This window comes from Mucilaginibacter puniceus, from assembly GCF_054783175.1.
Window position 1 is genome coordinate 549,773 of sequence record NZ_BAAGRB010000002.1, and the last position, 14,685, is coordinate 564,457.

Here is a 14,685-nt window from a genome sequence, read left to right on the forward strand (position 1 = left end):
TATGGTTTAACATTGGTAATCACAAAGATGTTTAAATATACCAACTATTTAAACGTCCACGCCAGCACCCGACTAATTTTTTGCCCTTGAGACATATGGATAGTTTTCACCTCCATCGCTTTTACTCGTTCCAATGTACGATAGCAGCTTTCCAGCGTTTCCTTTTTAGATATCAGCGAGGTAAACCAGCGGCAACTTTGTGCAAATTGGGTACTTTCTTCTATCATGCGGCGCACAAATCGTTCTTCGCCGCCTTCGCACCATAATTCGGTATTTTTACCACCAAAGTTGAGAGAGGATGATGGCTGTTTATGGCCCAAGTTTTTCCATTTGCGCGATGTGCCCTCCGTAGCTTCCTGCATAGAGGCATGAAACGGCGGGTTACAAATGGTTACATCAAACTTTTCGCCGGGTTTGATAATGCCGTGAAATATATCGGTTGGTGAACTTTGTTTGCGGATAGTAATTGATTTACCCAATTTATTAGCCTCAACAATATTTTTGGCAGAGTTAACCGCAATGTGGTCAATATCTGATCCTACAAAACTCCAGCCATACTCGCGGTGGCCTACTAATGGGTAAATACAATTGGCACCTACACCAACATCCAATACCTTAACGCTTTTACCTTTCGGGATAACGCTATTATTATCTGCGGCTAACAGATCAGCTAAATAATGGATGTAATCTGCCCTACCGGGTATTGGCGGGCACAAATATCCTTCGGGTATATCCCATAGATCAATCTTATAAAAAAATTGAAGCAACGCACGGTTAAGGGCCTTTACAGCTTGCGGATCTTTAAAATCAACAGACAGGTCGCCGTACGGGTTTGGGGCAACATACGCCGCTAATTCAGCACTGGCGGCTATCAACTGCGAGAAATCATACCGCTGGCGGTGCTTATTACGCGGATGCAGGTTATTTTTTTCTTCGGGAGCGGATGATTTATTTGCGGGCATATTTCGCTAACAAGATAGCTAAATTTACCCACCATGTCATTGCGGGCAGGTTGAGAAATCCTATTGAAATCAACTCTCTACTTTGTTATTTTACAACTAAATTTACCTTCGGTTATCTCCTTTTTTTCGATAGTAGAAAATATCAAACCGGTAAATTTAAAAGTGCCTGCCACATAATCATCTGTTAAAGTTGTAAACTTTGCTTCACCTGGAGTGTCTGGGAAAAAACTGCCATCATCAAAAGTACTTGCCTGATACAAATTCGCATTGGCTGCGCCGATAAAATAATATAATGTTTTAGGTTTATATTGTGTCAAATTTGACATAGTCGGCCGAATAAAGGACACGTAGATACCCTCATCTCCTTTTCCCACATATGAAGTTAGTCTTAACTCAGTAAACCCTGTAAGGTTATTAGGTTGAATAGTTACTTTACACGGAGTCATTGTTTTTTGCACCCCATCAACCTTAAAGGATATACTTGTGGCGGCTTCAGGCATTTCATCCGCTTTTTTACAGCTGTTAATTAAAACGATGCAGCAAACAAGCGGCAAAAAAAAATCTTAGTTTCATTTGATATGGTAATAGGATTTCAAAGATAACTAAATTTTAATCCTTACTAAAAACCTCAATGCTACTTAATAACGGCGAACCACCGGCATTGCCTACGCCTGCTACAGTATATATTTTTTTGTCGTGATAAATGGCTCCAACGGCATGTCGGCCCTGTACCAATGGTGGTAACGACCTGAACTGCCCGGTTTTAACATTGTAAGCATCTACCTCGTTATGGGCTACACGCTGTTTGGCGCTTTCGCCGGCTATAACCAATATCTCGTTACCAACAACTACGGTAGCGTTGCCTGCACGTGGAATGGCCAGTTTAGCATCCGCTACGCTCCATTTTCCGGTTTTCAGATCATATACATCAATCTGCGCTACTACGCCTTGCAATCCTTTATTCTCCTTTGCATTTGACTGTACGCCGCCAATACTATATAATTTATCGCCAATTATAGCTGCATGGGCATGGTCGCGTGCGGTTGGTGCATCAGCCAGTTGTGTCCACTTATCAGTTTTAGGATCGTACACATCTACCCAGGTTACGTTGCCTGTATAATGTCCATCTAATATACCGCTGGTAATGTAAAACTTATCTTTATATAATGCCACGCCGGCTGATCCCCTCCTCCTGTCTGCAGGTATGGCGGCACCCATGCGCCAGGTGTCTGTTTTGGGAGTATATATGTAAATATTGTCTACCGGTTTTTCGTGCGGATAACCGGCCGTCATGGCGCATATTAAATAAATCTCGTCTTTATATACTGCCGCCTGAAAATGGTGCAACTCCATGGGTGGTTTAGCCCCTGTTGACCATGCAGAAGTTTTGGGATCAAATATGGATACTTCCTGTATTTTTCTGCCGCCTATTAAGTAGAACTTACCATTTACCTCCACAAAATCTGCTTCCTCGCGCTTTAAAAAATCACCGGTGGTTTTTATTACCTTCCAGGTATAACCTTCAAACTGCGCGTTGGCGGTACTTATAAACAGAGCTATGCTAAAAACAAGCAAGAAAATTCTTTTCATAATTTGATCTTATTGAATAATTGGTTGGTTAAATATAGCGCAATATTAACCACCTTGCACAATTACACCGCAAAATTGTCTTATACGCCCCGCATCCGACCACTTAATAAAGATAATTTTGTATAACACATTATTAAACTATACATCATGCAAAAAATAACCCCATTTTTATGGTTTGACAATAATGCCGGCGAGGCTATAGAATTATATACCTCCATATTTAAAAACTCAAAAACTATTAATGTACACCGCTATGGCAAAACCGGCCCCGGTGAGGAAGGTACAATTATGACCGGCACTATTGAGCTGGAAGGGCAACAATTTATGTTGTTAAACGCGGGACCCATGTATTCTTTTAATCCTTCTATTTCCTTTTATGTAAACTGCGAAACGCAGGAGGAAGTAGATTACTACTGGAACAAATTTATTGAAAGCGGAGGTAAAGAATCGCGTTGCGGCTGGCTGGAAGATAAATTTGGCGTATCATGGCAAATAATACCTTCTGTACTAAGCAAACTTTTGGGTGACCCAGACCACGCCAGGGCGGACAGGGCGATGAAAGCCATGATGCAAATGGTAAAACTGGATATCGCCGCGTTAAAAGCCGCTGCCGACGGAAAATAATCAGCAACATAATAAGGCCATAACTGTTAATTATGCGGCGTGCCTATGCGCCGCATAATTTATGAGTTACAAGGATAACATTTATACCGGCACCAGTAATATTGTACTTCCTGTACCCAATAAATCATTATTCCCGCCCGATTACCGGGATAAAAGCAGGTTATGTTACTATGCCTCGTTGTTTAATAGCCTGGAGATAAACAGTTCATTTTACAAAGCACCTATGCAATCCACCGTCCAAAAATGGGCGGCAGATGTGCCTGCTGATTTTAAATTTACCTTTAAGCTTTGGCGAGACATCACCCATAATAAAGACCTGGCCTTTAAACCACAGGACCTGGAAAAATTTATGAATGCCATTAATGGTGCAGGTAGTAAAAAAGGTTGTTTGCTGATACAGTTCCCTCCAAGCCTGGGTGTAAATATTAACCAGTTACGGGTTTTGCTGGATGCTATTGTTATGATAGATGTTGATCGCGAATGGAAAGTAGCCGTTGAGTTCAGGAACAAGTCGTGGTATATCGATGATGTTTATGAGTTGTTGGAAAATTATCAAATGGCTATGGTAATACAGGATATGCCCAAGTCAGCCACACCGTTTATTGATAGCGATGTACCTTTTGTATTCCTGCGTTTTCATGGCCCTCATGGGGGCTATCGCGGCAGCTATACCGATGAGCACCTGGCAGAATATGCCAGCTATATTTGCAACTGGCGGGATGAAGGAAAAACCATATTTGCCTACTTTAATAATACCATGGGCGATGCCCTGCAAAACCTAATTACATTGAATAGAATGATCGGAATTTGATCTTTACTTTACCTTTTCTCTCCATCGTTACAAAAAACCGCAACCCGTTCGTCTATAAAATACAGGCGTTGGTAGCCGGTTACAGGTAGTGTGTCTATTACACCAAAATTTGGATTAACAAATTGTAATTCACGTAGTCATAAGGGTGTAAATAACAAACAGAGACATTAACAACATTAAAATATTATATCATGAAAACTACCATATTAACCCTTATCGCAGCAGTAATATTAACAGCAACTGTTAGCACTACTAAAGCTACTGCAGCAACCACTACCGATCATATCACTTTAACCGGTATCAAAAACATCAATAAAATTGAAGCACGTGGTAACGTGGAAGTATTTGTCACCAACGGTACTAAAGATGCTGTAAAAGTATACGATACCGCTTACTATGCCAGCAACGCGTTGGTACAAGAGCAAAACGGTACTTTACGTATCACTAATTATGATAAAGCAAAAAAATTATTAGTTGAAGTTACGGTAACTGACCTGCGTAATGTAGTTGCTTATGATAACGCGGTTATCAAATCTGATAAATTAGCTTTAGTTGATCTAAGCGTAGACTTATACAACAATGCTTATGCAGGTTTACAATTAAACAACTATGCAGCCAGCATTAATGTAAATGACCAGGCTAAAGCCGACTTATCAGGCGATGTTATGGAGTACAACTTAACTTACAGCTACGCTGCAACAGTTAACCGTACTGCACTTGCTGCCATGACCACTACCGAGAACAGGGTTGTTGCACCGGTAAGCCCGGCGTTCCGCAATGCTCCAAGAGTGATGGCCAGCATTTAATAAATACTAAATACCCCTAATACCCCTATTACAATACCCTAAACCTTTTCTATAATTATAAGTATGTTTAAAAGTCGTTCGCCTGGATCGCGGACGGCTTTTTTTGTTAAAATATTTTCCCAGGATTCAATATCCCATTTTTATCAAATACTTGTTTGATACCGCGCCATAGTGCAAAATGTATCTCGCTATATTTTATCGGCATATAATCCTTTTGTACAAGGCCTATGCCATGCTCGCCGGATATAGTACCGCCTAAAGCCACGGTAAGTTCAAATATTTCGCTAACTCCATCTTTCAGTTTAGTGTTCCAATCCTCATCACTCATGGATGCTTTAAGAATGTTGAGGTGTACATTGCCATCGCCGGCGTGTCCATAGCATACCGAATCAAAGCCATATTTGGCACCGATATCTTTAATGCCTTTTATTAAATGTGGCAGCGCGGCACGTGGTACCACAGCATCCTCCTCTTTATAAATTGAATTTGATTTAACCGAAACAGCCATAGTACGCCTGATGTGCCATAGTTCTTCCTTTTGGGCAAAGGCATCGGCAAACAAAACATCCATACAGCCAAATTCCTCTAAAACGGTATTTATAGCCTCGCAATCAGTGAATATGACGTCAAGGTTAGTTCCGTCTACCTCTATCAGTAAAAATGCTTCCGCCCCTTCTTTCAGATCGAAAACAATACCATCATGCTCTATTACCCACTCAAATCCCCGCCGCTCCATAAACTCCAATGCCGAAGGCACTACACCGGCCCTGAATATAGCCGATACCGCACTGCTGGCAGCTTCATTACTTGGAAAAGAAGCCAGCATCAATGCATTTTGCGTAGGCAACGGAATTAGTTTTACCACAATTTTGGTAATAATACCCAAAGTACCTTCTGAGCCGATCATTAGCTGCGTTAAATTATATCCCGACGCATATTTTAAGGTATTGGCACCTGTCCATATCATATCGCCATTAGGCAAAACCACCTGCAGATTTAAAATATACTCGCGTATGGTTCCGTACTTAACCACCCTTGGCCCGCCCGAGCCATGCGACACGTTCCCGCCAATAAAACAACTACCCTTGCTGGCGGGATCAATAGGATATAGTAAACCTTTATCAGCAGCGGCATTGATAAATTCCTCGGTAATTACACCCGGTTCAACGGTTGCCTGCAGGTTTGCTTCGTCAATTTCTATTATTTTGTTGAACCGCTCCATTGCCAGCAACAAGCCGCCCATTATGGGCAATGCGCCGCCACTTAAACCTGTGCCTGCGCCACGCGGAGTTACCGGTATCATGTTTTCATTACACAACTTCATCAATGCCGAAACTTCTTCGGGTGTTTTAGGTTTGGCTACTACTTCGGGATAATAAACCAGGTCCTCGGTTTCATCGCGACTGTATTTTTCCAGTCCCGCTTCGGCAGTTATTACCGCTTCATCGCCAACTATGGCTTTTATAGCAGTTAAAAGTTCAGGTGTTATTTTATTAAAAGCCATGTTATTTGCTATAGGTAATTACCACGTTTGAATCGGCTACTTTACAGCCCAATGGCGGGTTAAGCTTTTTAATGCTCACCTCTATTTTCTCGGCAAACGGGTATTTGGTTTTTATTTTATTGAGGATAGATTGCGCCACGGTATCTATAAGCTTTTTGGTTTGCTTCATTTCGTCAGCAGCAATGGCATGCAGTTGTTCGTAATCAACCGTATTCTCCAAATTATCATCGCTCAGGTCGGCTGCGGGAGTAAAACTTACTTCCATATCTACCAAAAAACAAGTACCCAGCTTCTGTTCCTCCGGATAAAAACCATGGTAGGCAAAAAACTCTGCTCCGTGTAAAGCTATTTTAATCATGTTTCAAATGTAAGTAAGAATAGCAAAATGACAATTAAGTTTCTAATAGAATTGTTTAGTTAATCCCTTGTTTGTGGTAGCGCGGATTTTTGCTAAATTGGTCTTTCAAACACAAGCTAAACCAACATCGCCGTGCTAAATTGGATAAAAAACCTATTTATTAACAACGACAATTCTGAAATTTTAGAGTGGAAAACAGATGCGTCTATATATAAATTCATAACCGATAACTTAACGGAAGAATACAGGTTAATTGATAGCGCAATTGACTTACCAGATGAGAAACCAACCGCCGAAAATGAACTAAGATGGGCACCGGGATTACTTGATTCAATGTTTGGACCACAGGATTCAGAGGAATCAAAATTGATAATAGAGGAATTAGCTAAGCTTTTAAAGCACATATCAGTATATGGGGATAAAAGAAGTGAAGCGAGGTTTTATCAACTCATTACAGAAACAGATTCTATAATCACCATTATTGATGACCTGTTGGAGAGAGCCACTAATTTATCGCTTGCGGTAAATCCTTATCTTTTTGAGTTTGCTAAAGCTATGGCGTTTAAAACAGCCCACCGCAATAGTGTTAAGGTTGGCGTGGCACTGATTGGTATTTGTAGAGGTACAAACGTAATCCAGCAAATTAAAACCATTGCTTTGCACGATGAATTTACTGTGTTTGCAATCGTGGCTATCTCAAACATGACTGATAATGTAGTTAATGACCTTTGGGAAATAGCCAAAAAAGTAGACGGCTGGGGAAAGATTCAGGTAGTAGATCGTTTAGCAAAAATGGAGTTACCAGATGAGATTAAAACTTGGTTGATTACAGAGGGGTACAAAAACAGTATCATGTACGAGGAATTGGCTTACACCTGTGCAGTAAATGGAGAACTACATAACACCCTAAAACAAGAAAACGTAGATAACAAAATTTTTAAAGCATCAGCCGACATTATAGGGGCTTTAATAGCCGGAGGGCCAGCTGAGGACTTTTCGGATTATCAATATGCATCCGTTGTGGTAGAGAATTTTGTAAGGCACGCCAAAACAAAGGCTAATGACATTTTTCATTTTGTGGTGCTTAACCATTTAAAAGATTTTTTAATAGAACTTCAAAATGACTTAGATGAACAATCAAAAAACGGCTGGACGCAAGATATAATTTCAAATTGCTTAATTGATATAGTAGATATCTTAAATAGTAAAGATTGGTTATCAATGGCAATGGAAGCCTTAAACAGCAACGATAATATCACTTATTGGAACGCAAAAATGGCTGCAAAGATACTTGATATTGACATTTGGGAAATCGTATGGCATAAATTGAAAGACAATCCTCATGAGATCTCTCTATGGTATGATGTCACTCATGAAGCTAAACCCGAAAACATAGAAGAAGTTATTCAATTAGCTATTAATACATTTCCGTTAAATGAAATTGCAACTGGACCAAGCAATCTATTAGGGTTAGGTTTAAACTATTCAAAATATCAATCCTTTGATAATGTTATAACTTTACTTGAAAATTATCCTGCTAAAGGCGAACCAATAGTACTCGCTGCATTAGATAGCCCTGTCACCAGAAATAGAAACATGGCTATTAAAACATTACATAAATGGGGCAAACAAAATTGGTCACAAAACCTATCCCTAAAATTGGAAGAATTAAGCAAAGTTGAACCTGACGATAATACTAAGAAAAACATTTTTCGTGTTTTAAATGGAGAAGATTTGGATTATTAATCCAAGAATTTACCTCAAAAAATCAGCATACCACCTGCCCGAAGCTTTAACTACACGCTGCTGGGTTTCAAAATCAACATGGATAAGGCCAAAGCGGGGATTATACCCTTCGGCCCATTCAAAGTTATCGGTCAACGTCCAAATAAAATAGCCACTCACTTCGCAGCCCTCATTTTTGGCGCGTAATACCTGCTGCAGGTATTGCTGCAGGTATGCCACCCTTTCGGGGTCATTAACTTCGCCATCCATTAACTCATCCGGGAAAGCAGAGCCGCTTTCGGTCAGGTATATCTTCTTGATCTGCGGGTAAGCGTTAAACTGCTTTAAAATATGGTAGATAGATTCCGGATAAACCTCCCACCCCATAGCGGTAGTGGGTACTTTACGCTTCTCGGCCTTTACCAGTTTGGCGTGTATATAGGGGGTAAATAAAGAGTAGGCTACAATCTCGCGGGTATAGTTTTGTATGCCGATGAAGTCAAAGTCAAACTGTAAATTTTCCCTATCGCCGGGCAAAATATATTTTTCCATCCCCTTTAAAACCGATAACTCGGGATAACCTAAACCCAATACCGGCTCAATAAATAATCGGTTAAGCAATGCATCTACCCTTTTGGCGGCGTTTACATCTCTTGCTTTATTGGAGTAAGGCTCGATGTGCGAACATGAGAAGGTAGTACCAATTTGCACATCGGGCAGTAACTCTCGCAAAACCTTACCCCCTGCGGCCATACATAAAGTAGCATGGTGTACGGCGGGTAAAAAATTTTTTAATCCTGTTTTTCCCGGCGCATGTATACCGAAAAAATAGCCCGCCCCGGTAAATACCGTAGGCTCGTTCATCACCATCCAATGCTTAACTTTATGGCCGAAGCTTTGGGCACATAGTGTAACGTATTCGGTAAACCAATCAACAACAGCACGGTTTGTCCAGCCGCCCTGTGCTTCAAGCGCCTGTGGCAGGTCCCAGTGATAAAGCGTTATCCAGGGCTCAACACCTTGCGCTAAACAATAATCAATTACTTTGTTGTAATGGTCAATTCCCGCCTGGTTCACCTCGCCCACACCATTAGGCAGCAACCGCGACCAAGCTATAGAGAACCTGAAATTGGGTATATTAAGTTGTTTTATTAAGTCGATATCCCGCTGATAGCAGTTATAAAAATCACAAGCGGTATAATGGTGATGCCCGCCAAATATCTTCCCTTTTCGGGCCGAAAAAACATCCCAGATAGATTCGCCTTTGCCATCAGCATCGTGCGCGCCCTCAATTTGAAGCGCTGCCGTAGAAACACCCCAGGCAAAATCATCGCCAAAGTGTTGTTTATTTAGAAGTATGTTAGGTGTATTAGAGTCCATTAAGCTTGAGCTAAACGCGAAGCCCAAAAGTATAGTATAATTATATAAAAGAAACGTTTATTAAAAAACGGCTTAATGAATAAATGAAGACCTCATGTTTTTTAAGATCATCCACTCAAACATACTGTTGAATATATTTAATATAGCTTTCATAACCTTATCTTTTATGTTGATACTAAGTTAGTGCGCGGGTGTGTAGTTATGATGAGGTTAATGTTATGTTATTGTGAAGTGTTTTGGAAGAAATTTACATCTCAAAACCCTAATTCTTCCCTATTTTTACAACATCATGAAAGATTACTTTATCAAACTTTTTAAATACGACCATTACGTTAACCATATTATTGTTGATGCCCTGTTAGCAGCCGGTAAACCCGAAGAAACCAGGAAACTGATGGCGCACTTACTGGGTGCACAACAAGTGTGGTTATTACGCTGTAAGCGCGAAAATGTACTCACCGGACCAATATGGCCCGATACAGATGCGGATATGTTTAAGCAGATCATCGATGATAACCATAACCAATGGATAGCTTTTTTAAGCGCGTTAAACGAAAGCGATTTTGCAACCAAAATAACTTACCGTGATTTTAAAGGGGACGAGTTTAGTAATAAACTGGAAGATATGTTAACCCAGGTAACCAACCACGGCACGCACCATCGGGCACAAATTGGACAATTGTTAAAAGAGGCTGATAAAAGTTTACCTATTACTGATTATATTTTCTACATCCGCAATCAACATTAATGTAATTTTGAAGCCATAAACTATACAACCATGAAAAAACTATTAATAGCCGCATTTGCTGTATTGGCGTTAAGCGCCTGTAATGATGGCAAGGAACAGGAAAAAGCCCTGCAAGACGAAGTAATTGAAGTGCATGATAAAGTAATGGGCAATGATAATCGTTTGATGGATAACAAAATGAAGATCGACACCCTGATAAGCACCACTACCGATACTACCCAAAAAGCAGAACTAACCCGCTTAAAGGCCGAATTAACGGTATCTGAAGAAGCGATGGAAAACTGGATGCAAAAATTTGATCCGGACCAGGGCAGTAAATCGCACGAAGAAAAAGTGGCTTATTTAACTGAGCAAAAAAAACAGATCATAACCATTGATTCGTTAATGAACGCGGCTATTGATAAGTCGAATGAATACCTGAATACCCTAAAAAAATAATCATGAAGAAACTGATAGGTGCGGCGGCAATTATAATTTTATATAGTGCGTGTAAATTTGATGGCGATGCTTCTAAAAGCCTGCCTATATACGGCGAGCGTGAAACAGTAGTTAAAACCGTAAGCGGAACAGATGTTACCGATACAATTTACCATACCATCCCTGATTTTAATTTTGTTAACCAATATGGCGACAGCGTAACCAATAAAAGCCTGGACGGCAATATTTACGTGGCCGACTTTTTCTTTACCTCCTGCCCATCCATTTGCCCTATTATGCACCGCAATATGCTAACGGTGTATAACGAGTTTAAAAACATGGAGGACGTGAAGATCATATCTTTCACCATTGACCCAAAACATGATAGTGTTGATGTATTAAAAAACTATGCCGACAAGCTGGGCATTACAGGCGATAACTGGTTTTTTTTACAGGGACAAAAAGAGCAAACTTACCAGCTATCCAAAAGCTTTTTGGTAACCATGCCACAAGAGGATGCTAAGGAGCAATTTATACACGATGGCTATTTTATTTTGGTAGATAAACAAAAACGCGTACGCGGAACATACGACGGTACCGACACTAAACAGGTTGAAAAACTAATAGCCGATATCACCATTTTAAAGGCCGAACTCGATCAACAATAACCCAATGAAAGCAGGTGTAATAATAGCGTTGAGCTTATTGGTTGTAGGATTGATATCCTGCGAAAGCCAGGACCAACTGGAGTTTAAGCGCTATTACACTACCGGAAAGGTTATTTACCAAAGTAAATGTCAAAACTGCCATGGCGATAACGGCGAGGGATTATCTGCCCTGATACCCCCGCTTACGGATAGCGTTTACCTGCAAGCCAACAAAAAACAATTACCCTGTATCATTAAATATGGCTTTAACAAACCCGTCAAAGTAAACGGCAAAGCCTTTTTAGGCCAAATGCCCGCCAACGACCTCGCCCCTGTTGAACTGGCCGAGGTAATTACCTACATCACCAACTCGTTTGGTAATAAAATGGGGGTTACTACTACGTTAATGGTAGAAGCTGATTTAAAGGGGTGTAAATAGTCCCCCTCCCTTTTTGTCATTTCGAACATAGAGAGAAATCTATACACCTGCTACTCCGGCTTGTGTATAGATTTCTCCCGTTGGTCGAAATGACATTTATTGTTTAATTTTACACCGCAAAACGTTCTATCGCTGTCCCGACACGTCGGGACGGAGGAAAGTCCGGGCAACACAGAGCATCCTGCTTCCTAACGGGAAGGCGCCCGCAGCGGGCGACAGCAAGTGCCACAGAAAATATACCGCCCCTTCGGGGGTAAGGGTGAAAACGTGAGGTAAGAGCTCACGGCTTTTACGGGCGACCGTAATTGCGGTAAACCTCAGGAGTTGAAAGACCAAATAGGTCCTGAAAGCGGAGCTGCTCGCTCCCGTATCCACCATCGGTGGATCGTTAGGATGGGTAGGTTGATTAAGATTGCCGGCAACGGTAATACCAGATTAATGATAGAAGCGTCCGTTAAACAGGCGAACAGAACCCGGCTTACAGGTTTGCAGCTGTATACCCTCTCCCGTCCCGATAGCTATCGGGACGGAGGGGGTTTTTTGTTTTAAGGGACTGTCACCCTGAGCTTGTCGAAGGGTGCGTGCGATGGCCTTTGCCCGCTATGGTTCGACGGGCTCACCATGACAACGCTCTCCATCCAAATCATGGTTTACACAACTTAACACATTTTGGGTTAATATAACATATAAATATCTTATAATCAATGATTTAACAAAAAATTACGTAAAAATATGTAAACCATGTTAAAAAATCATAATTAATTGATAATCAACAATATAAATAAAAATAAAAAATTGCGGTAATCTTCCTTTACCACGCGTAATTACGAGCGCGGTAACCGGCCAAAGGAAGTTCATTGATTCCTTAAAAAGCAAACAACACATCAATAATCTCTGCACACGCTAATCAATAACTGATGTAATGATAACATTGGATTTACTAATGTGTAACAAATTATACTTGAACATGTCTTGTTAAATATTACTTTCGTTCAGGAAATGTCGGTGTATAATAAATTAGATGATCATGAATTAATTTCTCTTTTAAAAAAGGGGGATCAAATCGCTTATACAGAAATTTATAAACGCTATCATGCTCAACTTTATATTAATGCCTATAATAAATTAGGTAATCGTGAAGAATCAAGGGACATGGTGCACGACTTATTTGTTAGCCTTTGGCATAAAAAAGAGAGTTTGGAGCTACAAACAACACTGATGGCTTATTTACACTCAGCCATACGCTACCGGGTTTTTGACCTAATTGCCAGGCAACAGGTAAAAGCTAAGTATATTGATTCAATACGAGAATTTGCCAACGAAGGCGTTTTTATAACTGACCATTTGATAAGAGAAAAGCAGTTAGCCGAATTGATTGCTAAAGAAATTGCCGCCCTGCCTGCCAAAATGCGCGAAGTTTTTGAATTAAGCCGTGTAAACAATTTTAGCCACAAGCAAATTGCCGAACGACTTAACCTATCTGAAAAAACAGTAAAAAAACAAGTGAACAATTCACTTAAAATACTGCGCTCTAAATTAGGAGACAGCCTTTTTTCGCTTCTATTTTAAATATTTTTCTTTTTTCCCTACGCCCAGGGCCTTTGTAAACCGACTATGTTATTAATAAGGCAACATTCGGTATAATGGAAAAGAGCGAAATAATAGAAATTTTAGATAAATATAATAATGGTGAAGCTACTGAAGCTGAAAGATCACTTTTGGAAAGTTGGTATCTAAAACATAATATTCATTCCATAAAGGAACTTTCGTTATCAGAATTTAATGAAGACCTGGAATTGATTGGCCGTGGTCTGCCATTATATGTGCCTGTGCGTAAAATTAAGTGGCTGCCAAGCGTTACCGCAGCGGCAGCTATTTTAATTATCTTTTTTTCTGTTTATATCGGGTGGCCGGTTTTACAAAACAGGTTGCACCCTATACAATTAACGGCTCTTCATGCTCCGGTTAATCAAAAAAAACAAATCACTTTACCAGACGGTAGTCAGATATGGGTAAATGCTGGTTCAGAACTGAGATATCCTGCCCTATTTAATGGCAAAAACCGCGAGGTTTACCTTAATGGAGAGGCTTATTTTGACATTAAGCATGATGCTGACAGGCCATTTATCATTCATACCGGGAATGTGTTAACAACCGTATTAGGTACCGCATTTAACATCAAAGAAGATATTCATACCCATACAGTACAAGTTACTGTAACCCGTGGAAAAGTAAGTGTAGCTGATGACAACCAGCAGTTAGCCATTTTAACTCCCAATCAACAAATTATTTTCAATACTGCCAGTAAGCAAATTGTTAAACAAGCTGTGGATGCAACACAGGTTATTGCCTGGCAAAAAACTGATCTTCAGTTTGACGATGTCACTTTTGCCGAGGCTTCTAAAAAACTGGAGCAACGGTTTCGTGTCCGTATTGATTTTGCGAACGAACGTATTAAAGGATGCCGTTTTTCCGGGGCTTCATTAAACGGCGAAAAATTAGATAGGGTATTAAAAACTATATGTGACTACAATAATGCAACCTATAAAACCCAACCCGACGGCAGCATTATTATTGATGGCCCGGGTTGTAATAACTAATACATAAACTATTAATGTACTAACAAGAGATAGCAAGAAACACAATGATCATCCGCAAGGCGGAAAGATCATTA

16 protein-coding genes and 1 other RNA gene are annotated in these 14,685 nt (G+C 40.3%); 11 read left to right on the forward strand and 6 right to left on the reverse strand.

All coding sequences use genetic code 11. The features are described 5' to 3' along the window. Window positions 1–44 precede the first annotated feature (44 nt). From rlmF to ACYVJ6_RS09465, 3 genes are all read right to left on the reverse strand, one after another. Window positions 45–962 carry a 23S rRNA (adenine(1618)-N(6))-methyltransferase RlmF gene (gene rlmF / locus ACYVJ6_RS09455; RefSeq protein ID WP_460693812.1) on the reverse strand — a complete coding sequence of 306 codons (918 nt, stop codon included), beginning with the start codon at window positions 960–962 and terminating at the stop codon, window positions 45–47. A gap of 77 nt (window positions 963–1,039) precedes the next feature. Further along, window positions 1,040–1,462 carry a hypothetical protein gene (locus tag ACYVJ6_RS09460; RefSeq protein WP_460693813.1) on the reverse strand — a complete coding sequence of 141 codons (423 nt, stop codon included), beginning with the start codon at window positions 1,460–1,462 and terminating at the stop codon, window positions 1,040–1,042. Between the two features lie 109 nt (window positions 1,463–1,571). Continuing rightward, entirely contained in the window at window positions 1,572–2,552 is a 981-nt protein-coding gene (locus ACYVJ6_RS09465) for a Kelch repeat-containing protein (protein WP_460693814.1), read from the reverse strand. Between the two features lie 147 nt (window positions 2,553–2,699). On the opposite strand from ACYVJ6_RS09465, the gene ACYVJ6_RS09470 reads away from it, so the two are divergent. The 3 genes from ACYVJ6_RS09470 (at window position 2,700) to ACYVJ6_RS09480 (ending at window position 4,793) form a co-directional block, all read left to right on the forward strand. Then, window positions 2,700–3,176: a VOC family protein gene (locus ACYVJ6_RS09470; RefSeq protein WP_460693815.1), complete on the forward strand. Its 477-nt coding sequence runs from the start codon at window positions 2,700–2,702 to the stop codon at window positions 3,174–3,176. A 61-nt stretch (window positions 3,177–3,237) separates the two neighbouring features. Continuing rightward, a complete protein-coding gene (locus ACYVJ6_RS09475; RefSeq protein WP_460693816.1) occupies window positions 3,238–3,987 on the forward strand; it encodes a DUF72 domain-containing protein in 750 nt (249 codons plus the stop codon). 191 nt (window positions 3,988–4,178) lie between these two features. Continuing rightward, the gene (locus tag ACYVJ6_RS09480) at window positions 4,179–4,793 is read left to right on the forward strand and encodes a GIN domain-containing protein (protein ID WP_460693817.1); all 615 of its coding nucleotides are present in this window, start codon (window positions 4,179–4,181) and stop codon (window positions 4,791–4,793) included. Between the two features lie 106 nt (window positions 4,794–4,899). On the opposite strand, the gene ACYVJ6_RS09485 is transcribed toward ACYVJ6_RS09480, so the two are convergent. Both ACYVJ6_RS09485 and folB read right to left on the reverse strand, forming a co-directional pair. Next, on the reverse strand, window positions 4,900–6,297 hold the full coding sequence (locus ACYVJ6_RS09485) for an FAD-binding oxidoreductase (RefSeq protein WP_460693818.1): 1,398 nt from the start codon (window positions 6,295–6,297) through the stop codon (window positions 4,900–4,902). Between the two features lies 1 nt (window position 6,298). Next, on the reverse strand, window positions 6,299–6,655 hold the full coding sequence (folB, locus tag ACYVJ6_RS09490) for a dihydroneopterin aldolase (protein WP_460693819.1): 357 nt from the start codon (window positions 6,653–6,655) through the stop codon (window positions 6,299–6,301). Between the two features lie 132 nt (window positions 6,656–6,787). Between folB and ACYVJ6_RS09495 the strand changes: the two genes are divergently transcribed. Then, window positions 6,788–8,401: a hypothetical protein gene (locus tag ACYVJ6_RS09495; protein WP_460693820.1), complete on the forward strand. Its 1,614-nt coding sequence runs from the start codon at window positions 6,788–6,790 to the stop codon at window positions 8,399–8,401. A gap of 9 nt (window positions 8,402–8,410) precedes the next feature. Here the strand turns inward: ACYVJ6_RS09495 and ACYVJ6_RS09500 are convergent, their stop codons facing one another. Next, window positions 8,411–9,760 (reverse strand): GH1 family beta-glucosidase, encoded by a 1,350-nt coding sequence (locus ACYVJ6_RS09500; RefSeq protein WP_460693821.1) that lies wholly within the window; start codon window positions 9,758–9,760, stop codon window positions 8,411–8,413. Window positions 9,761–10,049: 289 nt separating this feature from the next. On the opposite strand from ACYVJ6_RS09500, the gene ACYVJ6_RS09505 reads away from it, so the two are divergent. The 7 genes from ACYVJ6_RS09505 (at window position 10,050) to ACYVJ6_RS09535 (ending at window position 14,611) form a co-directional block, all read left to right on the forward strand. Next, on the forward strand, window positions 10,050–10,508 hold the full coding sequence (locus ACYVJ6_RS09505; protein WP_460693822.1) for a DinB family protein: 459 nt from the start codon (window positions 10,050–10,052) through the stop codon (window positions 10,506–10,508). Between the two features lie 30 nt (window positions 10,509–10,538). Beyond that, on the forward strand, window positions 10,539–10,946 hold the full coding sequence (locus ACYVJ6_RS09510; RefSeq protein WP_460693823.1) for a lipoprotein: 408 nt from the start codon (window positions 10,539–10,541) through the stop codon (window positions 10,944–10,946). 2 nt (window positions 10,947–10,948) lie between these two features. Then, a complete protein-coding gene (locus ACYVJ6_RS09515) occupies window positions 10,949–11,593 on the forward strand; it encodes an SCO family protein (RefSeq protein ID WP_460693824.1) in 645 nt (214 codons plus the stop codon). Window positions 11,594–11,597: 4 nt separating this feature from the next. Beyond that, complete coding sequence (locus ACYVJ6_RS09520) at window positions 11,598–12,011, forward strand: c-type cytochrome (RefSeq protein WP_460693825.1); 414 nt, start codon at window positions 11,598–11,600, stop codon at window positions 12,009–12,011. Window positions 12,012–12,124: 113 nt separating this feature from the next. Then, window positions 12,125–12,508, forward strand: an RNA gene (gene rnpB / locus ACYVJ6_RS09525) — RNase P RNA component class A. A 502-nt stretch (window positions 12,509–13,010) separates the two neighbouring features. Beyond that, window positions 13,011–13,580 (forward strand): RNA polymerase sigma factor, encoded by a 570-nt coding sequence (locus ACYVJ6_RS09530; protein ID WP_460693826.1) that lies wholly within the window; start codon window positions 13,011–13,013, stop codon window positions 13,578–13,580. Between the two features lie 74 nt (window positions 13,581–13,654). Next, complete coding sequence (locus ACYVJ6_RS09535) at window positions 13,655–14,611, forward strand: FecR family protein (RefSeq protein ID WP_460693827.1); 957 nt, start codon at window positions 13,655–13,657, stop codon at window positions 14,609–14,611. Window positions 14,612–14,685 lie beyond the last annotated feature (74 nt).